Source organism: Sulfuricurvum sp. (genome assembly GCF_049277495.1).
Classification (GTDB): Bacteria; Campylobacterota; Campylobacteria; order Campylobacterales; family Sulfurimonadaceae; genus Sulfuricurvum.
Map to the genome: position 1 here is coordinate 1 of NZ_JBASYM010000045.1, position 20,514 is coordinate 20,514.

The window sequence follows — 20,514 nt, forward strand, 5'->3', positions numbered from 1 at the left end:
ACATATACCCTACCGCATGAGAAAAGCCGTCAAGACTTATTGCGTATACAAACATAATGGCTAATATTCCCATGAGTGAGGGCATTAAAATGAGATTCAATTTCTCAATTCCCCCCTTGATCCCCCGAACCAAAACAGCGGTTGTAATCAAAAAAGCAATCGTATGGTAAAAAATCTGGGTTCCTACGCTTTGAGTCAGCATCGTAGTAAACGTTTTCTCCGCTTCACTTACAGAAGAAGGCAAATGGGTCATTGCAGTAATAATATAGTTGAATATCCAGCCGATAACCACTGAATAATAGATCATCACAAGCGATCCGGTCAATCCCATCCATCCGGCATATTTCCAACGCCCTTTATGGCGCGGAGCGAGGGTCTCGAAATTGGTGACACAATCCCTGCGCCCCAAAAAGCCGATCAGCATTTCGGCAATCATCACGGAAAACCCGACAATCAAGACAGTAATCAAATAGACCAGGACAAAAGCCCCGCCGCCATATTCCCCGGTAATGTAAGGGAATTTCCAAATATTCCCCAATCCCACAGCCGATCCGACGGCCGACATCATAAACCCGATTCTACTAAACTGCGCTAATTTCATTCTGTTCCTTCATTCTCATCCATCAGTATGAGCAAAATCAGTTCCCTATCGCCGAATTTTCTCGATTTTAGGGGATATTTTCACCTTATTATAACAAACTTGCAAAAGAGTATTGACATCTGTCTTATTTTGAACTATAATTTCGCCTCACTAATTTAGCTCGCTAGAGTCAGATTAGAGACAGTGTCGGGGCGTAGCTCAGTATGGTTAGAGTACTTGGTTTGGGACCAAGGGGCCGGAGGTTCGAGTCCTCTCGCCCCGACCACTTTTTTGTTTTAAATGGTAATTTTCAAATAAACCCTTTTTGTTATGGTGGAATTAGCTCAGTTGGTTAGAGCACTGGTTTGTGGTGCCGGGGGTCACGGGTTCGAGCCCCGTATTCCACCCCATTACGTTTATTTGAAACCCTTTTGACATTCGATGTTTTAGAAGGCGATTGTGCGTTCGTAGCTCAACTGGATAGAGTAACGGACTTCGGATCCGTAGGTTATAGGTTCGAACCCTATCGGGCGCACCATATAGTCAACTTGCGTCCTTAGCTCAGCTGGATAGAGCAATGCCCTTCTAAGGCATCGGTCAGAGGTTCGAATCCTCTAGGGCGTACCACCTTAGATTTTTTTATATGTGCGGATGTGGTGAAATTGGTAGACACGCCAGACTTAGGATCTGGTGCCGCAAGGTGTGAAGGTTCAAGTCCTTTCATCCGCACCATCAATCGATAAACCCCTATTTATACGGGCCTCGGTAGACTTCTTTAACAATCAATCAATACAACAATTACTTCAACCATCAAACCTTTTCTATCCCATTGCTTCATCAAATTTATTAACAGTGTCCATTGTTTCGGAAATAATCGGTTCCAACTTCGTATAGTCAATTTTATGCTGATCTAAAAACTCTTCGATTGCCCCGACATCCAGTATCTCTATCGAACGTACCATGGTCAGTAATTCACCGTAAAACCCGTCTCCTTCAAAGAGGGCCCGCTCTATATCAGGGGCAACATTGAGCCTTTTAAGTGCCTCACGATGGGGTATATTAAACAGCAGATGGATCAATGACAGCATCCCCACAAAATATGCCGTTGCCATTTGGGCTTTTGTCGGATTGGGATTGATCAGCTCCAAAAGTTTTGTCATCAGTTCTGTCCGGTGAATGACCATAAGGAGCAGCGGAATATTGTCTTGGTCTGATTCCTGAGGTTCAGAAAACATCAGCAGCAGCATCCATCTCGACAGTGGTTCTCGCCCCATCAGGGTAAGAACATGCCGGATCGAAGAGACCGGATTACGGAGCGAAAAAACGGCTGAATTGATAAAACGGATCAATTTAAGGCTGATCATATGATTCATTTCGAATGCTTTGACAAGCTCATTGATTCCGGTTTCGCATTGGAGCATATTCCACAGCTGCATTACCGCTTCTTGATCCAGTGAAAAAGAGGGGTTCTCAAGTACTCTGGGTTTAGAGATAAAATATCCTTGGAAATACGAAAAACCCTTGGATACACACTCCGCATGAATATCATGCGACTCTATTTTCGATCCGATAACGATTAACCCTTGCTGTTTGAGCTGTTCCACATCCTCCCGTTTGATCCGTCTGCTTCGGGTTATATCGATTTTAACATATTCCAAATAAGGAAAAATCGGGGAAAATTTCTCAAGATTCTCCGGAGTAAAGGCAAAATCATTGAGCGCAAAGCGGTACCCTTCTTCAGAAAGTTTTCGGAGACGATCGCACAAGAGCGCGTCGACATTACTCTCCTCCAGCAGTGCATAGACAACCCGTTCTTTGGGGAGCAAGGAAAGAAGCTCGTTAAAAATAAACTGATGATCCGCACGGATGAATCCAACCCGCTTGCCGAGTATACGATCAATCCCGAATGAACTTTGAAGATCATTAATCAGGGTTGCCGTAGCATGTATATTACCGCGTTGTCTGGCATAAAAAAGGTCATAGGCAAAAAGAGCCCCCCGTTCATTAACAATGGGTTGGCGTCCGATATAACTGCTGCCCATCGTTACCCTTTTTCCACAATCAACACCGCGGAAGGCTCATAGAAATAATATCCTTGTGATGCATCGATACCGATCGCTTTAACCTGGTGATAAATCTCTTCATTCGCTACAAATTCCGCAACGACATCAATCCCCATTTCATGGGCAAAATCACAGATATGTTTGACGAAAATCTGAGCATTACGGTCATGCGGAAGATTTTTAATAAGAGAGCCGTCAATCTTAAGCGTATCAATATTAAGTTTCAGCAGATGGTCAAAATTCGAATACCCGGAACCAAAATCATCAATCGCAAAACGGCACCCGATCGATTTGAAACGATCAACGAATTCACTGACGTTACTGTAGTTTTCAATCCCTTCACTCTCTAAGATTTCAAATATCATTAATTTCCCTACACCGTTTTCATGAATCGTTTGTTCCAGATAATCGGCTAATCCGGGGTTGGTAAGATCTTGCGTTGAAAGGTTCAAACTCACCGGAAGAGCAGAATATTTAAAAATCTGCACCACCTTGTCAATCATAATCTTGGTGAGCTCAGGATAAAGCTTTGTTTTTTTCGCTATCTCTAAAAAAAGATACGGAGAAACAATCGTACCGTCGCGGTCAATAATCCGCATCAATGCCTCATATTTGATAATTTTTCCGCTGCCATTATCAACGATCGGCTGGAAATAAGGAACGACTCTGGACTCCTCTATCGCTTCTTTGATCCGTTTATACCATGCGATATTATTTTCTTGCTCACGTTTGGCATGCGTAGAAAACAGCTCTAAACTATGACGATGGCGCTTAGCTTGATTAAGAGCTGCGGTGGCATCTTCCAATACCCTCTCACTGGCGCGTGATACCCCTACCGTAATAGTGAGAACAATCTCGATCTCATCGATCACAAACGACTCTTTTTGCGTTATGATAATCAGCTCTTCCAAAAATTGGACAAAAGCATTCAGATCACTGCAATGTGTCGCAACGATAGCGTACTCGTCGCCTCCCATCTTATAGAGGGTAATGTTTTCATGCGAAATGAGTTTTAAACGAAGCCAATGGCCGTATCCCGACAAAATCGCATCTCCGATAGCAACTCCGTATACTTCGTTAATATCGCTGAAACGGTCAATATTAATAATGGCCAATCCGCATAAAGAGTTTTTTCTAAGCGCATCAACCAAAGAAAATCGGTTGGGCAAATCAGTAATCGGATCAGTTGTAAGATGATAATGGAGCTGTTCGCGCTGGGTAAACGAGCGTATGGCAAATCCGATGTCTCCTGCCAATTCCTCAAGCATTGAGATTTCTTTAGGCTCAAATCCTTCCAAACGTTTGGCATACAAGGTCATAGCCCCTATAGGCGACGCATCAATCGCGCTGATCAAAGGAAGCGAAATCATCGAACCGTACTGTCCTTTTTCCGCAATAAAGCGCCACGATTCTAACGAGCTTTCATGTTCTAAATGTTCGATGACGATGGCCGTATTCTCTCTTATCGCCCGAATGGCAGGATCGTTTAAAGCCCCGTCAAGCGCAACTTTCATTTTCGGATACAAATACCCCGTAGGATCTGCGGAATGGGCTCGGAGAACAAGCGAATTGCCCTCTTTCAATCCAATATGACACAGCTCATACCCTGGATGCTCCGCTAAACGCTGACATGAAAGTTTCAGTAACTCTTCAACATTTTTAGACGTAATCAACAGCTGGTTAATATCTGCTACCGTCCTGAGAATGCCGTCTAAATAAAGAGATTCATCAAGCGCCTCTTTCAGATCCGTTTGCTGGGTTTGCATCAAACGAAATGAATTGCATAATGTTTCATCAAGAATAGAGAGTTCTTCAATCAAATGGGGTTCCTGCGCACCATTGTGATTTTGTGCACGCAATGTTATCCGCTCAAGGGGCTGAATAATCAGCCGACGCACTGTACCCAATACCGCCAAAGCTGCTATTCCTAAAAATAAAAAGAGGGCAAGGCCGTAGAACATGGCGATATAATTAAGCCGCTCAAAAATAAATCCTTCATTCAAATCGACCAGTAATATTGCCCGCTTTTTGATCGCCCCCGAAAAATAGCTCAGCTCACTCGAATAATGAAGATGTTCCCCTTCAATCAATCCTTCTGAGATTTGGGAAAGAGGGAGGTATTCCTCCTTAATTGGTTTGCCGACAAGGGAACGCGATGATGAGACTGCAATCGTTTTGGAGTCCAAAGACAATGAAAGTGTTGCCATAGCACGATCAATCGAACTGGCCTGATCCAGTAAAGTCTGCATGTTTTCAAAACGATTTTGCTGAAGCGATTTTTGAATATCCTCTTCAAGACGAAACATCCCCTGATTAATTCCCTCAGAGAGGTAACGAAGCATTCCAACGCGTTCAATCTTATAAAAACTGCTTGACAAAACCCCTATCGCAATAATAAATCCAATAACCCCCAACAAAGCAAAACGTTGTATTCTCACGGCAATAGCCTATCCGTTTTCACCTGCTGCGCATCGAGATGACGGATGATCTCTTCGGGTCTTTTCTGATAAAGCCACTCTATTTGAGTCGTTGTTGCCATAAATTCATCATAGCTCTGCCCTTCCAAATACCCTTTGATCGTATCATAATACTCACGCGGATCACTTCGAAGACGATCTACCCCTAATGAAAACAGCTCTTTAAGGTGTACAAACTCTTTTTCTCTCCCTTTTATCACCTTTTCATCCACGAATAGCGCATCAATGACAAAAAAAGTATTCATTGTCTGAGTAGATGCAAGGGGGCGAAATCCTTTTTTAAGAAGACCTGAAAGATAAGGCTGATACGAGATAATGATCATCGGAGAATCGGTTTTTTCCAAAGTGGAAATACTTTTCTGAGAAGCATCAATTTTATGAAATTTTGCTTCATTCAAAGCATATTCGGCTATAAACGCGTCAAAAAAATCATCATTCAGCGATCCTCGCTCCAGATAAACATCGATCTTCTTTTTGGCGGAGCGAATCTCATCCATCGAACAGTTTGAAACAATCGCATCCGCTCCGAAAGAGCGATCGACTAAAAAAACCGGTTTGATCGTATTTTTATTTTTAAAGTGGAGCAACTCATACTGCGTCGCGGTAAAGCCCTGAGTAAATCCGCGGTCATACAGGCGCGCATTGTCCGAAAGATCCACCAGCCACATAAAACGAAACGGAGTATTTTCCAGCCATCCTTTCTCTTGGGCATAAATAAAAGGGGTGAACCCGATCCATGGATTGGTAGAAATCTGAATTTTTGAAGACTCTGACGTGCGGCTGATATAAAAATACCAAAGTGCTGTAGAACCCATCAAAAAAAGTAAAACAAATCCAAGAATTCGAGCTTTTCTCACAATGCACTCTCTTCATTTTTAACATTGCTTTTATACTAGCACATAATTCTTTATAAACTTCCAATAACATCATTTAAGAGTTCTTAATGTTACAATGGCAAGACATAAAAAGGGAGTGAGAAATATGCGTCTGTTGATTGGCTTAGCGGTTGGATTTTTAACCTTATGGGGAGTGGATGGTTACAATGGGAAAAGTATCCTGCTAACCCTTCCCTCACCATCGGGTATTATCGTCACGCCCGAACAAAACATCAGCGTCCTTGCTCACCCTAATAACCGAAATCTTGGGATTGCCTTTCTCCCGGTTGACTATTATGCACCCATAGGTGAAAGCAACGTTACATGGATCTCTCCGGGTAAAACTCTGCCGATTTCTCTCACTGTTCACAATGCGTCATACCCGACCGAAACTCTCAGCGTTGATCCGGAAAAAGTGACTCCTCCCCCCGAAGCAGAAGAGAGAATTGCACGCGAACGTGCGGAAGCAAAAGCGATTTACGGACACTTCACTCCTGTCCGCTACTGGGACAAACCCTTCATTCGACCGCTGGATTCCAATATTACCAGTGAATACGGTTCGGCACGTACCTACAACGGCACCCTCAAAAGCTATCACGGAGGAGTTGATCTAAGAGCCAGAGTCCCTATTCCGATTCAAGCTTCGAACGACGGAATCATCGTCCTCGTACAAGATCGCTATTACTCCGGCGGGACGATTATCATTGATCACGGCGAAGGGCTCTACACCTGCTACTTTCACCTCAGCCGATTTGATGTCAATGTGGGGGATTACGTCCATCGCGGAGATACAATCGCTCTTACCGGTGATTCTGGACGGATAACGGGACCCCATTTGCATTTTGGCATCATGGTCCACGGCATTCAGGCTGATCCCCTTGATTTGCTCGCACAGATTGAACAATTATTTGAAACTTCAAAGGAATCTTTATGAAGCGTATTTTCCTCATTAGCACTTTGCTGACAGCTCATTTGAGCGCTTTTTCCACAACAAATATTCAGTATCTGTATGGAGAATTTGAGGGAAAAACATTTTTGGATACCCAATACGGTGCAAAACAGACCATCACCGCTGAACACTATCGGACATTTGAGTACGGCGATCTGTTTATGTTTGCCGACTACGCTTACACCCGAAAAGGTCTTCAATTCACCAACAAAAAAAACGACCTTTACGGGGAAATATCCCCCCGCCTAAGTCTTAATAAGATTGCCGATATCCCTACTTCTGAGGGGTTGGTAAAAGAGTGGTACGGAGCATTTCAGTACAATGGTTCAGATACGTACCACGCATGGCTTTACGGTGCAGGTGCCGATTTGAATCTTCCGGGATTCAGTGTTTTTGGCGTTAACCTCTACCGTAAAATCCAAAATATCGGTGACGATACCTATCAGCTCTCGCTAAATTATTATGCTCCATTGGGGAACCGGTGGCATTTTGAGGGATTTTCCGACTGGACGACAGGAGATTTTTTAACGCAGAATCAACTTCTTTTTGATCTTTCGCCGATATTACAGATCACTTCGGGAAAGTTGGAAGTAGGGACAGAGTGGCACTATTACCACGAAAACACCTATCACACCGATAACGATGTATTCCAGGCAATGATAAAATATGTCTGGTAGGCTATTCTTCTTTCATGGCAACCCATATAAAACCGGCCAAACTGCCTCCGACAAAAATCACTAAAAATCCGACTTGAACCCAGTCCATACCGCTCATTTTTTTCCTTTTATCCATTTGCCCCGTGTAGACGAGAATGGTTCCTTGTAAGCATATCCCATCTTGGTTAACACTCTTTCGTTTTTCACTGCAAGATTATGCGGGGAGCGCGTTTATATCTTTCTCTTTGAGCTGTCCGCACGCGGCACTGATATCGAGACCTTTTGAATCACGAATCGTACACAAGACGCCGTGATTCACCAGATATTCCTGAAATGCAACCATATCCGCACGGGTCGGGCGCTGGTAATCGCTGCCGGGATAAGGGTTAAAATAGATCAAGTTCACTTTGGCCTTGATACCGTGCAGGAGTTTGACCAGTTTTTTGGCTGAAACCAAATCGTCATTTTTATTTTTGATAACAAGATACTCAAACATCACCCGCTTGCGCGTATCGATCGGAAACCGCTTGACCGCATCGATGATCGAAGCGATATTGTACGCTTTGTTCATCGGAATCAGTTCACTGCGGAGTTCGTCATCGACGGCATGAAGGCTGATAGCGATATGGACCCCCAGATCCATCTCTCCCAGCTTGTCGATTTTTGTACTCAATCCGCTGGTCGAGACCGTTTGCCGTTTCCCCGAGATGGAGAGTCCCTCTTCGTCTTTGAATATCGTGATCGCTTTGGCTAAATTCTCCAAATTATCCAACGGCTCCCCCATCCCCATATAGACGATGTTAAGACGGCGGTGAGCGGCGAGGTTGTTATCTATTTTCACGGCCAGAACCTGTGCGACGATCTCCCCGGCACTAAGATCACGTGTGAATCCCCCTTTTGCCGTCAGACAAAACGAGCATCCGACCTTGCATCCGACCTGCGTCGAGACACAAACGGTAAAACGGGCTTCATGCTCGATATTCCCTTCGTCATCAATACTTTCATCTTTCATTTTCAGCCATACGGTTTCAACGGTTTTGCCGTCGCTAAGCTCGAATAAATATTTGATGGTCCCATCGCTGGAACACTCTTTACGGGCAATTTTCAAGGGCATAATTTCATACGTTGCATTTAATTCTTCGCGCATCGCTTTGGGAAGGTTTTGCATGGTCTCAAAACTCGTCGCATATTGGTGATAGATCCATCCCCAAATCTGCTTGGCACGAAATGCGGGCTTGACCATTTGGGCGAGTTCGGCTTTCGTATAATCAAGGATACACTTCTTAGCCATGGATCAACCCTTTTGCTTTCAGATGATCGCTTAACAGCACTTTGGCAAAGCCGTGATTGGCGATAAAGTCACGGTGAGCATTTGCGTCACAGAAGTTTGTCACGCAAAACACTCCTCCCGCCGGAATCCCGAATACCTGAGCTACGCGCATCACACTAAAAAACTCCATATTTTCAATCCCCAACCCCAAGGCACGAAATTGCCCCATCGCTTTTTCGCTTGTCGTGATGTAGTTGGACGAATTGACCATTACGTCTTTCTCACCGTTTGTTTGTGCTGAAATAACATTATCAATCGGCGTATAGGCATTATTATCCAAAAAACCTAACTCGATGTTAGCGGCTGTTTTAGACTCGACGATATCATGGATTTTATACTCGCCGTAACTTCCCGCACTTCCGACGAACAGGATAAATTCAGGCTTTTCATTGAGACATAGCCGAGTCAAACTCATGGCACTGTCGATCAGCCCGACCCCGATCGGCAATGCAAAATCAAACGTTTCATTGTTTCCTGCGCACAAAATCATAATTTTCCTTTATACGCCATCGGAATAAAATCCCGATGGACTACGCTAACGCTAAGTTCTACCCGCTTCGGGGCACAATGTCTTCGGCAGAGAGCCCGGTACACAGGTGTGCTTTTCATAATCGAACTGGAATACCGTTAGCGGACAGATAGCGCTTAAGGTCCATAATATCGATCTCTTTATAGTGAAATATACTTGCAGCCAATGCCGCATCGGCACCATGCTCGAACGCTTCTTTGATATGTTCCATCGTTCCCGCTCCGCCGCTGGCGATGACAGGAACATTCACGGCATGACTGATCTGTTCGGTAATCGAGAGATCAAATCCCGCTTTGGTTCCGTCGGCGTCCATAGAGGTAAGAAGTATCTCTCCCGCTCCGCGGTCTACGACCTCTTTGGCCCATTGCAGAGCATTGATCCCCGTATCCACACGGCCGCCGTTGAGATAGACATTGTATTGATCCCCCGTTTTTTTCACATCGATTGCGACAACGATGCACTGGGAACCGAACCGTTTAGCCCCTTCATTGATAAATTCAGGGCGTTTAATCGCCGCAGAGTTAATACTCACTTTGTCGCATCCGACGGCAAGAAGCTTGTAAATATCATCGAGGACCCGAATTCCGCCGCCGACGGTAAGAGGAATAAAGACCTCTTTCGCTACCTGTTCGACGATATGCACGATAGTATCCCGTTCTTCATGAGATGCCGTAATATCCAAAAAAGTGATCTCATCAGCCCCCTCTTCATTGTAGCGTTTCGCTACCTCGACGGGATCACCCGCATCTTTGAGTCCGACAAAATTAACACCCTTTACGACTCGTCCGTCTTTAACGTCCAAACAGGGGATAATGCGTTTGGCAAAATAGTTATTGTTCATTTAAAACCTTGCATACAATCATTGCGAAAGTATATCCCCCATTACCAAAAGTAACGATAAAGGAACCAAATTGATAACCTTCATTCAAAACATCTACAAACAGACATTTTTGTGATTTAATAGGGGATTAACACTTTATTAGGTACAATCAGGCCAATGCAAAAAGACCGTGCCGCTATCGCCAAAAAGAAATTTGGCCAGAACTTTTTAAAAGATGAAGTTGTTTTAACACAAATCATCCAATCGATGCCCGATACGCCTCATCGTATCGCTGAGATCGGGCCTGGATTAGGTGATTTAACTAAGTATTTAGTTGATGTCAAAAGTGTCACCGCTTTTGAGGTCGATACCGACTTGTGCAAGCATTTGAAGCACCAATTTGCCGATGCTATCAGTACCAATACTCTTGAACTCCGTTGCGGAGATGTGTTAGAGCATTGGAAGAGTGAGCTTTTGGATGAACCGTACGATTTAGTGGCAAACCTGCCTTACTATATTGCGACCAATATCATCCTCAAAGCCCTCGCCGATCCGGCGTGCCGAAACTTGCTTGTCATGATACAGCGTGAAGTGGCGGAGAAATTCTCTGCCGCACCCGGAGAGAGAGCTTTTGGAGCGCTCAGCGTAATTACGCAGAGTGTCGGAGAGGCGGAGGTCGTTTTACACGTCCCGCCCACCGCATTCGAGCCTGCTCCCAAAGTCGATTCGTGCGTACTGCTCATTTCTAAACGTACGAACCGTAATGATGAAGGGTTTGAAGAATTTTTACGAACGGCCTTTACACAGCCTCGTAAGACCCTCCACAAAAATCTAACCGCACGCTATGATGGCGATCTTCTCGTTCGAGCCTTTCAAGAGCTTGATCTGGAACGTTCCATCCGACCTCATCAGCTTGATACCTCTGACTTTCACCGGCTCTACGCCCTTATAAAATAATCTTTTCAGGGCACTTTAGAGCATCTAACTATACTCAATATATTGCGCTTTTAAAAAAGCGCCCATAAGGAAAATTTATGTCCGATGAACAAACTGAACCACAAGCGCAGCCTCAAGGTGAAGCCGGCCAACGCCGAAATAACCGCAGACCGTTTCGCAGCCGAAATAATAATCGCCCCGAGGGTAGTGAAGGTAACGTAAGCACTGAAGCGCGCACAGATAACCGTCCTCCTCGCATGGATAACCGTCCACCGCGTACCGACAACCGTCCTCCTCGCACCGATACAAGAGGCAATACGGGTGAAGGTCAAAGTACCGAGCCGCGTGAAGACAATCGACCACCACGTACAGATAACCGCCCTCCTCGTACCGACAATCGCCCACCGCGTACTGACAACCGTCCTCCTCGTACCGACAATCGCCCACCGCGAACTGATCGCCCTGAGGGAGCAGACAACAACAATGCAACCGATGCCGAGCCAAACCGCTCAGGCCGTGACCGCGGTCGCGGAGGACGCCGAGGAAGCCCTAGTACGCCGATCGACAACAACTTGCGTGATTTCGTCCTTAAAAATCAGGAAGCACACAAAAATCGTCTAAATCCGCATTTCAAACTCAACCTTGAAAATAACGAAAAAATCCGCATCACCCCACTCGGCGGTCTGGGTGAGATCGGTGGAAACATCACGGTTATTGAAACGGAAAATGAAGCGATTATCATCGATATCGGGATGAGTTTTCCGGATGAAGAGATGCACGGTGTTGACATCCTTGTTCCGGATTTCAGCTATTTGAGAGAAATTCGTAAAAAAATCGTTGCCGTTATCATTACGCACGCCCACGAAGACCACATCGGCGGGGTTCCTTATTTATTCAAAGAGATGCAATTCCCGATTTACGGAACACCATTGCCGCTTGCCATGATCGGCAACAAATTTGACGAACATCATATGCGCGATTTCCGTCGTTATTTCAATCCGATCGTCAAACGTCAAGTGTATCGTGTCGGAAATGATTTTGATATCGAGTGGATGCACATGACCCACTCGATTATCGACTCATCCTCATTGGCGATCACGACCAAAGCGGGTACTATTATCCATACGGGTGACTTCAAAATCGACTTCACCCCGGTTGATGGTTACACAGCCGATATTCACCGTCTTGCCCACTATGGAGAAAAAGGGGTGTTGTGTCTATTAAGCGACTCAACCAACTCTTACAACAAAGAGTGGACTCCGAGTGAACTTACCGTTGCTCCAGGATTTGATCGTATTTTCTCAAAAGCAGAAGGTCGTATTATCATGTCGACGTTCAGCTCAAACATTCACCGTGTCTACCAAGCAATTCAGTACGGTCTCAAATACAACCGTAAAGTATGTGTAATCGGACGCTCAATGGAACGCAACCTTGAGGTATGTATGCAATACGATTACATCAAGCTCCCTAAAAACATCTTCATCGATGCCGAAGAAGCCAATCGAATGAACGATAAAGACGTGTTAATCGTTACCACCGGAAGTCAGGGAGAACCGAGTTCAGCCCTTTTCCGTATGGCAATCGGCGAGCACCGTCATATTAAAATCAAACCGACGGATATGATCGTCCTCTCCGCCCGTGCGATTCCGGGAAATGAAGGCTCAATTTCAGGAATGCTCAATTACCTGCAACGTGCCGGTGCACGTGTGGCTAATGACCGCGACATTCACGTATCGGGACATGCAAGTCTGGAAGAGCAAAAATTGATGCTTCGCCTTACCAACCCGAAATTTTTCCTCCCGATCCACGGTGAATATAATCATATTATGAGACACCGCGATACAGCTATCAGCTGCGGAGTGCCGGAACGCAATATTCTCCTGATGAGCGATGGTGACTGTATTGAAGTCAATACGAAAATGATGCGTAAAACCAAAACCGTCAAAACGGGTAAAACATATATCGATAACCAAAACAACCACCAGATCGAAGACGACATCGTTATCGATCGCCAAAAAATGGCCTCTGAGGGGATGGTTATGCTCGTTGCTCAAGTCAGCGCCGCAGAATCACGACTTCTCTCCAAACCGTTGGTTACCAGCTTCGGTATCGTAGCCGACCGTCATGACAAAGCCTTTGCCCAAGAGATGGAAGATGTTTTAGAACACTTCTTGATCAACCTCAAACCGGGACTCATCGAGAACCCTAAAGCATTGGAAAATGACTTGCGCCAGGTAGTCCGTAAACATATCTATCGCAAAATGAAAAAATATCCTCTAATCGTACCTCACGTTTTCGTGATGTAAAAGACGCTTTAGCGTCTTTTACACCTTACTTCGTTATACTCTCTCAAAATTACTTTCATAGACTGCTAAATGAAAGCACCCCTATTAATTAGGAAGAATAAATGTCAATTTCAAAAATCAGTACTAAAGAAAATATCTTTGGTGACCATATCGCTTTTGTAGAAGAATGGGATTTTTCGCAAGCCAACACGTCCGAAGAAAACCGCATTTTCGCCATCACTCAGGTAGCATCGATTTGCTATCAATCTCCAAAAGCTTTAGGCAGTGAAACCCTTTATAATCGGTTAATGGCAGAATCCATGGGGCTCCCCTCAAGTTCATTTGAATTTGTGCCTGTATTACTGGATTTTAGCAACCCGATGCACTTGGAACTTCTCCAAAAAGAATATAGCAATGTAAAAAAGTTTGGAGAACTTGTGGAAGACGGCAAGTACCTTCTCACGAACTATCGGGCCATTGTCTATGATTTTGAAAATGACAAAGACGGCTACAGTTTTGATATACGACAGATTTACAACACTCCGGATGAAGCAAAAATCATCCGTAAGAACTTTCATGTCTTTTTGTATAAAGTTGATTTGCCGACACGATCTCAAATGGTGCGCCATCGTATTAACTGGCAAGAACTTTCACGACGATACGTCTCCGGAAAACGGGTCCCCTTCGATTTTTACATTAGCGAAAAAATGGTTCCGATAACGACAGGTGACTACGACACGCAGAAAATCATTGACCTATGCGTCGAGCATTATATGAATGCCATTGATGCCGGTGTCAAACCTCAAGAAGCACGAAGAATCATACCGCAAGCTGCATATTCTCAAATTTGGGGGGCATTTATGCCGACACAGCTTGAGAATTATTTTAAATTGCGTCTTGATGAACATGCCCAATGGGAAATCAGAAAAACAGCGGAAGCTATGAAAGAGTTACTCCAAAATTCACCAAAAGAGGATCATTAATTATGAAAAAAAGTCTATTTCTCGGCATGCTTGCCACAGTATTGTTTATGGGCGGATGTGCTGAAAAACAAATTGCCATCAACGGTATGATTTGCCCTGCAGGTAAAACGGAAGATCGTATCAGAGCCGATTTCCAAGAATGCCGATATTATGATCTTAAAGCTGCAACCGAAGCATCAAAGGCACCGATAACGGTTGAATGTCAAAAATGTCTGGAAAGCAAAGGGTACAAAATCGAGCAATAAATCGTTCTTTGAACGGTTTGTCGTTAAATGAATTGGGATTTTAAAAAGAGAGATCTGCCTCAAAAGAGGCAAGCTTTAGGAGCTTTGCTCCTGAAGCATTTAGAAGAATTATAATGCTGATTTAGCTTGAGCGGTGAGGGCAGTAAATGCCGCTGCATCGTTCATAGCCATATCTGCTAGGATTTTGCGATCAAGTTCGATGTTGGCACGTTTAAGGCCGTTCATGAATACTGAATAGCTCATTCCGTTTAGGCGGCATGCCGCATTAATACGGATAATCCACAATTTACGGAATTCACGTTTTTTCTGTTTACGATCACGAAATGCGTATACGAGTGAACGTTCGAGCTGCTCTTTCGCTTTACGGAAATGTTTGTGTCGTCCACTGTAGAAACCACGTGCGAGTTTCAATACTTTTTTATGACGTCGGCGTCTTACGACACCAGTTTTTACTCTTGGCATTTTTTTCCTTTCTTGACCCAATCCATTTTAAAATTTAATGAATAGGTGCCGCTCTGCGGACTTGCCCAGCTATTTGCTGGAGAGTTAAATCGCTAAAGCTATTAGCCTACGATCATCTTTTTGATGTTTTTCACATCGACGGCTGCAACTACTTTTGGTGAGTTTTGCCCGCGACGCGTTGCTGCATCTTGTTTTGTCAAAATATGGCTGCGGAATGCAGAACCACGTTTAACAGTGCCGTTTTTCTTCACTTTGAAGCGTTTTACCGCCCCTTTAACTGATTTCATTTTTGGCATCGGCTTGATCCTTTCGCAAAAATTCTCTAAATGAGACGCGGATTATACCATAAAAAAGCTTTTTATTTTATGTTAAACACTAAAACGAACAACGCATCGTATACGTCAAAAAGACATCTGTTCTTTGTAATTCCAAAATCTATGAAACGTTCATGGGGAGATCTTACTTGAAACCACTTCCCGCATCTGCGGGAAAGATAGTCATGAAGGGGAATAAAAAGAGGGAAAAATTACTTTTTGTCGTCTTTTTTCGGATGGATCATCATATTGCAATAACGTCCTTCCATTTGCGGAGCTTTATACATCGTGCCAATATCTTCAACCATAGGCCAAACACGCTGTAACACAGCTACAGCTGCTTCAGGATGAGCCATTTCGCGACCGCGCAAGAAAACGCGGAAATGAACATGTTTGCCCTCTTCCAGGAACTCACGTGCATGTTTTACTTTATAGCTGACATCGTTTTCGGCAATCTTAACGGAAAGTTTAATCTCTTTGACTTCTACTTTCGTTTGCTTTTTACGAGCCTCTTTTTTCTTTTTCTCTTCTTGGTAATGAAACTTACCGTAGTCCATGATTTTTGCGACAGGGGGTTTCGCATCCGGAGAGATGAGAACTAAATCCAGTCCCAGTTCGTTTGCTTTGTTCATCGCCTCATTGATAGAGATGATACCTAATGCTTCACCGCCGTCAACTACACAGCGTACCTCAGGGACCCTGATATCTTCGTTCATCAGGACTCGGTCTTGTTTTTTAATCAAAAATGTACCTCATTAATTTTTTGTTTAACTAAAGAGAGGAAATCCTCTTCGCTCAAGTTATATTGTTCACGCTTGCGTCGGTCACGCACCGCGATACTCTTATTGTTGACCTCTTCATCACCGAGAACGATGATCATCGGCACACGTCCTTTTTCCGCTGTACGAATTCGCTTATTAAGACTTTCATTTTTGTCGAAAATCTCAAAGTCCGCACCTAAATCAATCAATTTATCGGCCAATTCACGCGCATATGCTTCGTGTGTAGGGGCGATTGGAACGATCGCAACCTGCGTCGGAGCGATAAACATTGGGAATTCCCCAGCGTAATGCTCTGTCAATATACCAACAAATCGCTCAAACGAACCTAAAATTGCACGATGAATCATTACCGGCTGGATTTTAGTGTTCTCTTCTCCGTTGTATTCGAGTTCAAAACGCGCAGGAAGGTTAAAGTCGAGCTGAATCGTACCGCATTGCCATTCGCGACCGATAGCATCGGTAATTTTGATGTCGATTTTAGGTCCGTAAAACGCTCCGCCCCCCTCATCAATCTCATACGCGAGATTATTTTTATCCATCGCCGTTTTCAATGCATTCGTCGAAATTTCCCATACCGCATCATCTCCGACCGCTTTTTCAGGCTTCGTCGAAATCATCATCTTGTAGTTAAACTCAAATGTTTTCATGATTTTATCAACGAAATCAACGACTTCGATAATCTGCTGCTCAATCTGATCCGCCGTACAAAAAATATGGGCATCGTCTTGGGTAAATTCACGAACACGGAATAATCCGTGAAGTGCCCCCGTCATCTCATGACGGTGAACCACACCATATTCGAAATATTTGAGCGGAAGATCACGGTACGAATGCAAATCATGCTCGTAGACTTTGATATGGCCGACACAGTTCATCGGTTTAACACCGAACTCCAGCTCATCAATGTTGGTGAAATACATATTCTCACCGTAGTTTTGATAATGTCCCGATACTTTCCACAAATCGCTTCTCAACATCTCAGGACCGCGCACCGGCTCGTATCCGCGCTTACGGTGTGCTTTGAACAGGAGCTGCTCCAAACGTGAACGCATGCGTGCTCCGGCCGGAAGCCAGATCGGGAACCCTGCCCCTACTTCCTCGCGGAATGTGAAAAGTTTCATCTCGGCACCGATTTTACGGTGATCGCGCTTTTCGGCTTCGGCCATCATGTCCAAATACGCTTTCAATGATTCTTTATCGGCGAATGCGATTCCGTAAATACGGGTCAGCATTTCATTTTTGCTGTCTCCGCCGAGATACGCACCCGAAATTTTGGTCAGTTTGAAATAGCGCAAAAGTCCGACACTCGGCAAATGCGGTCCACGGCAAAGGTCTTCGAAATTGCCCTGCTTATAGATCGATACCGTATCGCTTGGTATTCGGTCCATTACCGCTTGTTTGAGATGATCGTCGGCAAATTTAGCGCGCGCTTCATCTTTGGTAATTTCGTAACGCTCTATTTTTTCTTTCCCTTTGGCGATGTCGAGCATTTTTTTCTCGATCGTTTTCAGATCTTCTTCACTGATGGATTCATTGACTTTAAAATCGTAATAAAATCCCTCTTTAACTACCGGCCCGACATAAAATTTGGCGTCGGTGTACAGCGCTTTGATAGCTTCGGCGAGAAGGTGTGCACACGAATGGCGGATTATTTCGAGTGCATCCGCAGAGTTGTCATAAGCGATCTCTTCGCCACTGATACCCAAGCTTTGCGCGGTTTGCAAATCAAAAATTTGATCGTTATGTTTGATCGCGATAATATCCATAGAAAGTTGCCTCGTAATGAAAATGGTTAAAACTATCGCGGATTATACGGTGTTGTTGATTGGTTTGAGTTTAAATCTGATAAGTATGGAGGAGAATTAGGGTAAAAATGTAAAATGGTGGTCCCAACAGGACTCGAACCTGTGACCACTACCTTGTCGAGGTAGTGCTCTACCAACTGAGCTATAAGACCATCCTACTTAATGCAAGAGCGAAATTATATCCTTGCGGAAGTTAAAAGTCACTTAACTTTTGCAAGTCTGCGGGCGAAAATTTAAAATCATTAGCAATATGACTGATAAATCGATCATGACATCGGCAAAATTGAAAACAGCAAAATCAAATCCGCAGTGCCAATACACATAGTCAACAACACCGCCATGGATGAATCGGTCATACACATTGGACAAACCTGCACCGACCATTATGCCGACGGGGAGAAGATAACACTTTTTTTTAAGCCAAAGCGTATAGCCGACTACACCGATCAACAAAGTGATCTGTATCCATTTCAAATTCTCTTCCAAAAATGCGAACATAGAGAAAGCGACCCCTTTGTTATACACCAAAATCAGATCGATACAGTCAGTGTAATAGCGGAATCCATCCACAAACAGCATTTTAATATTTTGATCGATAATAAAAATGCCGGTTGCGGCCAAGATTAAGATCACCAGCGATTTAAGCATTCAAAGCCTTCTCGAAAAAACTCACCATGCGGTCCATCGCTTTTTCCAACGCTTTCGCATCTTTTCCTTCGAGTAAGATACGGAGCTTGTTCTCTGTGCCTGAGTAGCGGATAAGATGACGCATATGTGCCGCCTCAACAGCTTTAAGTTCTGCAGAAAGCCCCTCAATCTGATCAAGCGGTTTTTTGGTTTTGACTTTGATGTTTACCAACTTTTGAGGATAGAGCTTAAAAGGACGGAGTATTTTGCTCGCTTTTACCCCCGAAGTGAGCAATAACGCCAAGATTTGCAATGCACTGACCAGCCCGTCACCGGTTTTGGCATAATCGTGCATCACGATATGACCGCTTTGTTCTCCCCCGAAATTGATCCCGTTTTCCCGCATCAACTCCAGAACATATTTGTCACCGACATTCGAACGCAGCAGTTTCAGTCCGTGTTCATTCATGGTATCTTCCAGTGCCTGATTGCTCATCACCGTCGCAACGATTCCCCCACCGGTAAGTTGTCCGTTTTGATGCAAAAAGAGCCCTAGCGCTCCTAATATCTGATCTCCGTCAACCTCTTCTCCATGTTCATCCACAACAATCAGCCGATCAGCATCGCCATCCAAAGCCAACCCGATATCGGCACGGTACTGCTTGACTGCTTCCCGCACATCTTTCGTATGGAGGGCTCCGCACCCCTCATTAATGTTGAATCCGTTGGGTTTGTCATGCAAAACAATGACTTCGGCTCCAAGTTCTTCAAGGACGGTCGGCCCGACTTTATATCCCGCACCGTTTGCCGTATCCAAAACGATTCTCAGCCCTTGCAGGGTCAAGTCGCGACTGAATGAATTTTTGAGCTGTACGATATATCGGCCGATCACATCATCAATCCGCTTGGCCGAACCGATCTTTTTACCGGTTACCTGCCCCTCATCAAGACGTGCTTTATCATGGGCAATCGCTTCGATTTGCGCTTCTATCTCTTCGGAAAGTTTGTTTCCGTGCGCATCAAAGAATTTGATCCCGTTGTCTTCATACGGATTGTGGCTTGCCGAGATCATGATTCCCGCATCACAGCGCATATTTTCAGTCAAAAAAGCAATTGCGGGAGTAGGCATAGGACCGATCTGCACGACATCGTATCCAACCGCCGTCAGACCGGTGACAATAGCGTTTTCAATCATATACCCGCTTCGGCGCGTATCTTTTCCCACCAAAATTTTCTTCGTACGGGCACGGTCACTAAAATATATTCCTGCCGCCATCGCCACACGCATTGCCAATTCTGCTGTTAAAAATGAGCCCGCTTCACCGCGTACTCCATCGGTTCCGAATAATTTCATTCCGTTTTCTCCCTAAAAGATTGATAATTTAGATACTCTCTATAAAATTTAACTTAATTTTAATTATATTTAAGGTAGCATTCTACCCTAAAAAAAATTCGACAAGGATAAATGCCATGGCAAACCATAAGTCAGCATTGAAACGTATCCGTCAGACGGAAAAGCGTACAGAACGCAACCGATTCTATCGTACGCGTATTAAAAACATCGTTAAAGCAGTCCGCACTGCAGTGGATGCAGGAAACAAAGAAGAAGCCCAAGCTGCTCTTGTTGTTGCCAATGCCAACCTTCATAAATATGTAAGCAAAGGTGTCTTGAAAAAAGAGACTGCTGCACGTAAAGTAAGTCGTCTTCACCTCGCTGTTAACGCGATCCAAGCTTAATACATTAAAAGCTGAAACTTGCCCTTCCGGGCAGATTTTGGTTAACCTCTTTTCGCACA

19 protein-coding genes, 6 tRNA genes and 1 pseudogene are annotated in these 20,514 nt (G+C 44.4%); 12 read left to right on the forward strand and 14 right to left on the reverse strand.

All coding sequences use genetic code 11. The annotated features are described in order from the left end of the window. Positions 1 to 601: pseudogene (locus tag WAO38_RS08085) on the reverse strand (sodium-dependent transporter); the annotation flags it as partial. 187 nt (positions 602 to 788) lie between these two features. On the opposite strand from WAO38_RS08085, the gene WAO38_RS08090 reads away from it, so the two are divergent. The 5 genes from WAO38_RS08090 to WAO38_RS08110 all read left to right on the forward strand — a co-directional run bounded on the left by WAO38_RS08090 (position 789) and on the right by WAO38_RS08110 (position 1,312). Beyond that, positions 789 to 866, forward strand: a tRNA-Pro gene (locus WAO38_RS08090). Between the two features lie 47 nt (positions 867 to 913). Then, positions 914 to 990 (forward strand) — tRNA-His (locus WAO38_RS08095). Positions 991 to 1,041: 51 nt separating this feature from the next. Further along, a tRNA-Arg gene (locus tag WAO38_RS08100) sits at positions 1,042 to 1,118 on the forward strand. A 12-nt stretch (positions 1,119 to 1,130) separates the two neighbouring features. After that, positions 1,131 to 1,207 (forward strand) — tRNA-Arg (locus tag WAO38_RS08105). A gap of 20 nt (positions 1,208 to 1,227) precedes the next feature. After that, positions 1,228 to 1,312 (forward strand) — tRNA-Leu (locus tag WAO38_RS08110). An 89-nt stretch (positions 1,313 to 1,401) separates the two neighbouring features. On the opposite strand, the gene WAO38_RS08115 is transcribed toward WAO38_RS08110, so the two are convergent. Genes WAO38_RS08115 through WAO38_RS08125 form a run of 3 tightly spaced genes read right to left on the reverse strand, consistent with a single transcriptional unit; the run spans position 1,402 to position 5,977 of the window. Next, positions 1,402 to 2,622 (reverse strand): EAL and HDOD domain-containing protein, encoded by a 1,221-nt coding sequence (locus tag WAO38_RS08115; RefSeq protein WP_422236053.1) that lies wholly within the window; start codon positions 2,620 to 2,622, stop codon positions 1,402 to 1,404. 2 nt (positions 2,623 to 2,624) lie between these two features. Next, entirely contained in the window at positions 2,625 to 5,081 is a 2,457-nt protein-coding gene (locus tag WAO38_RS08120) for an EAL domain-containing protein (protein ID WP_422236055.1), read from the reverse strand. After that, on the reverse strand, positions 5,078 to 5,977 hold the full coding sequence (locus WAO38_RS08125; RefSeq protein ID WP_422236057.1) for a hypothetical protein: 900 nt from the start codon (positions 5,975 to 5,977) through the stop codon (positions 5,078 to 5,080). Before WAO38_RS08125 ends, WAO38_RS08120 begins: the two co-directional genes overlap by 4 nt. 124 nt (positions 5,978 to 6,101) lie before the next feature. Here WAO38_RS08125 and WAO38_RS08130 point away from each other — a divergent pair, with 124 nt between their 5' ends. Both WAO38_RS08130 and WAO38_RS08135 read left to right on the forward strand, forming a co-directional pair. Continuing rightward, positions 6,102 to 6,929 (forward strand): M23 family metallopeptidase, encoded by an 828-nt coding sequence (locus tag WAO38_RS08130; RefSeq protein ID WP_422236059.1) that lies wholly within the window; start codon positions 6,102 to 6,104, stop codon positions 6,927 to 6,929. Then, positions 6,926 to 7,621 carry an outer membrane protein OmpK gene (locus WAO38_RS08135; protein ID WP_422236060.1) on the forward strand — a complete coding sequence of 232 codons (696 nt, stop codon included), beginning with the start codon at positions 6,926 to 6,928 and terminating at the stop codon, positions 7,619 to 7,621. The genes WAO38_RS08130 and WAO38_RS08135 overlap by 4 nt, the downstream gene beginning before the upstream one ends. 193 nt (positions 7,622 to 7,814) lie before the next feature. Here the strand turns inward: WAO38_RS08135 and rlmN are convergent, their stop codons facing one another. The 3 genes from rlmN to hisF all read right to left on the reverse strand — a co-directional run bounded on the left by rlmN (position 7,815) and on the right by hisF (position 10,300). Beyond that, complete coding sequence (rlmN, locus tag WAO38_RS08140; RefSeq protein ID WP_422236061.1) at positions 7,815 to 8,891, reverse strand: 23S rRNA (adenine(2503)-C(2))-methyltransferase RlmN; 1,077 nt, start codon at positions 8,889 to 8,891, stop codon at positions 7,815 to 7,817. Next, positions 8,884 to 9,420: a purine-nucleoside phosphorylase gene (locus WAO38_RS08145; protein WP_422236063.1), complete on the reverse strand. Its 537-nt coding sequence runs from the start codon at positions 9,418 to 9,420 to the stop codon at positions 8,884 to 8,886. The genes rlmN and WAO38_RS08145 overlap by 8 nt, the downstream gene beginning before the upstream one ends. 115 nt (positions 9,421 to 9,535) lie before the next feature. After that, complete coding sequence (hisF, locus tag WAO38_RS08150; protein WP_422236065.1) at positions 9,536 to 10,300, reverse strand: imidazole glycerol phosphate synthase subunit HisF; 765 nt, start codon at positions 10,298 to 10,300, stop codon at positions 9,536 to 9,538. A gap of 156 nt (positions 10,301 to 10,456) precedes the next feature. Here hisF and rsmA point away from each other — a divergent pair, with 156 nt between their 5' ends. From rsmA to WAO38_RS08170, 4 genes are all read left to right on the forward strand, one after another. Continuing rightward, a complete protein-coding gene (gene rsmA / locus WAO38_RS08155; protein ID WP_422236067.1) occupies positions 10,457 to 11,236 on the forward strand; it encodes a 16S rRNA (adenine(1518)-N(6)/adenine(1519)-N(6))-dimethyltransferase RsmA in 780 nt (259 codons plus the stop codon). A gap of 236 nt (positions 11,237 to 11,472) precedes the next feature. After that, the gene (locus tag WAO38_RS08160) at positions 11,473 to 13,521 is read left to right on the forward strand and encodes a ribonuclease J (RefSeq protein WP_422236173.1); all 2,049 of its coding nucleotides are present in this window, start codon (positions 11,473 to 11,475) and stop codon (positions 13,519 to 13,521) included. 101 nt (positions 13,522 to 13,622) lie between these two features. Next, entirely contained in the window at positions 13,623 to 14,483 is an 861-nt protein-coding gene (locus tag WAO38_RS08165; RefSeq protein WP_422236069.1) for an FAD-dependent thymidylate synthase, read from the forward strand. Positions 14,484 to 14,485: 2 nt separating this feature from the next. Continuing rightward, the gene (locus WAO38_RS08170; protein WP_422236071.1) at positions 14,486 to 14,728 is read left to right on the forward strand and encodes a hypothetical protein; all 243 of its coding nucleotides are present in this window, start codon (positions 14,486 to 14,488) and stop codon (positions 14,726 to 14,728) included. A 108-nt stretch (positions 14,729 to 14,836) separates the two neighbouring features. On the opposite strand, the gene rplT is transcribed toward WAO38_RS08170, so the two are convergent. The 7 genes from rplT to glmM form a co-directional block, all read right to left on the reverse strand. Continuing rightward, positions 14,837 to 15,190 (reverse strand): 50S ribosomal protein L20, encoded by a 354-nt coding sequence (gene rplT, locus WAO38_RS08175; RefSeq protein WP_422236073.1) that lies wholly within the window; start codon positions 15,188 to 15,190, stop codon positions 14,837 to 14,839. Between the two features lie 101 nt (positions 15,191 to 15,291). Next, entirely contained in the window at positions 15,292 to 15,486 is a 195-nt protein-coding gene (gene rpmI / locus WAO38_RS08180) for a 50S ribosomal protein L35 (RefSeq protein WP_422236075.1), read from the reverse strand. A gap of 230 nt (positions 15,487 to 15,716) precedes the next feature. Then, complete coding sequence (gene infC / locus WAO38_RS08185) at positions 15,717 to 16,247, reverse strand: translation initiation factor IF-3 (RefSeq protein ID WP_422236077.1); 531 nt, start codon at positions 16,245 to 16,247, stop codon at positions 15,717 to 15,719. Then, positions 16,244 to 18,052, reverse strand: a complete 1,809-nt coding sequence (gene thrS, locus WAO38_RS08190) for a threonine--tRNA ligase (RefSeq protein ID WP_422236079.1) — start codon at positions 18,050 to 18,052, stop codon at positions 16,244 to 16,246. The genes infC and thrS overlap by 4 nt, the downstream gene beginning before the upstream one ends. Before the next feature lie 115 nt (positions 18,053 to 18,167). Further along, positions 18,168 to 18,243, reverse strand: a tRNA-Val gene (locus WAO38_RS08195). A 52-nt stretch (positions 18,244 to 18,295) separates the two neighbouring features. Continuing rightward, complete coding sequence (lspA, locus tag WAO38_RS08200) at positions 18,296 to 18,739, reverse strand: signal peptidase II (RefSeq protein ID WP_422236080.1); 444 nt, start codon at positions 18,737 to 18,739, stop codon at positions 18,296 to 18,298. After that, the gene (gene glmM / locus WAO38_RS08205; protein WP_422236082.1) at positions 18,732 to 20,072 is read right to left on the reverse strand and encodes a phosphoglucosamine mutase; all 1,341 of its coding nucleotides are present in this window, start codon (positions 20,070 to 20,072) and stop codon (positions 18,732 to 18,734) included. The genes lspA and glmM overlap by 8 nt, the downstream gene beginning before the upstream one ends. A 116-nt stretch (positions 20,073 to 20,188) precedes the next feature. Here glmM and rpsT point away from each other — a divergent pair, with 116 nt between their 5' ends. Continuing rightward, the gene (rpsT, locus tag WAO38_RS08210) at positions 20,189 to 20,455 is read left to right on the forward strand and encodes a 30S ribosomal protein S20 (protein WP_422236084.1); all 267 of its coding nucleotides are present in this window, start codon (positions 20,189 to 20,191) and stop codon (positions 20,453 to 20,455) included. Positions 20,456 to 20,514: the final 59 nt, after the last annotated feature.

What these genes read in the sequence shown, in the direction of transcription:
- WAO38_RS08115 (WP_422236053.1), bottom strand. Translation starts at nt 2,622, where the DNA reads ATGGGCAGCAGTTATATCGGACGCCAACCCATTGTTAATGAACGGGGG.
- WAO38_RS08130 (WP_422236059.1), top strand. Translation starts at nt 6,102, where the DNA reads ATGCGTCTGTTGATTGGCTTAGCGGTTGGATTTTTAACCTTATGGGGA.
- WAO38_RS08135 (WP_422236060.1), top strand. Translation starts at nt 6,926, where the DNA reads ATGAAGCGTATTTTCCTCATTAGCACTTTGCTGACAGCTCATTTGAGC.
- rlmN (WP_422236061.1), bottom strand. Translation starts at nt 8,891, where the DNA reads ATGGCTAAGAAGTGTATCCTTGATTATACGAAAGCCGAACTCGCCCAA.
- WAO38_RS08145 (WP_422236063.1), bottom strand. Translation starts at nt 9,420, where the DNA reads ATGATTTTGTGCGCAGGAAACAATGAAACGTTTGATTTTGCATTGCCG.
- hisF (WP_422236065.1), bottom strand. Translation starts at nt 10,300, where the DNA reads ATGAACAATAACTATTTTGCCAAACGCATTATCCCCTGTTTGGACGTT.
- rsmA (WP_422236067.1), top strand. Translation starts at nt 10,457, where the DNA reads ATGCAAAAAGACCGTGCCGCTATCGCCAAAAAGAAATTTGGCCAGAAC.
- WAO38_RS08160 (WP_422236173.1), top strand. Translation starts at nt 11,473, where the DNA reads ATGGATAACCGTCCACCGCGTACCGACAACCGTCCTCCTCGCACCGAT.
- WAO38_RS08165 (WP_422236069.1), top strand. Translation starts at nt 13,623, where the DNA reads ATGTCAATTTCAAAAATCAGTACTAAAGAAAATATCTTTGGTGACCAT.
- WAO38_RS08170 (WP_422236071.1), top strand. Translation starts at nt 14,486, where the DNA reads ATGAAAAAAAGTCTATTTCTCGGCATGCTTGCCACAGTATTGTTTATG.
- rplT (WP_422236073.1), bottom strand. Translation starts at nt 15,190, where the DNA reads ATGCCAAGAGTAAAAACTGGTGTCGTAAGACGCCGACGTCATAAAAAA.
- rpmI (WP_422236075.1), bottom strand. Translation starts at nt 15,486, where the DNA reads ATGCCAAAAATGAAATCAGTTAAAGGGGCGGTAAAACGCTTCAAAGTG.
- thrS (WP_422236079.1), bottom strand. Translation starts at nt 18,052, where the DNA reads ATGGATATTATCGCGATCAAACATAACGATCAAATTTTTGATTTGCAA.
- lspA (WP_422236080.1), bottom strand. Translation starts at nt 18,739, where the DNA reads ATGCTTAAATCGCTGGTGATCTTAATCTTGGCCGCAACCGGCATTTTT.
- glmM (WP_422236082.1), bottom strand. Translation starts at nt 20,072, where the DNA reads ATGAAATTATTCGGAACCGATGGAGTACGCGGTGAAGCGGGCTCATTT.
- rpsT (WP_422236084.1), top strand. Translation starts at nt 20,189, where the DNA reads ATGGCAAACCATAAGTCAGCATTGAAACGTATCCGTCAGACGGAAAAG.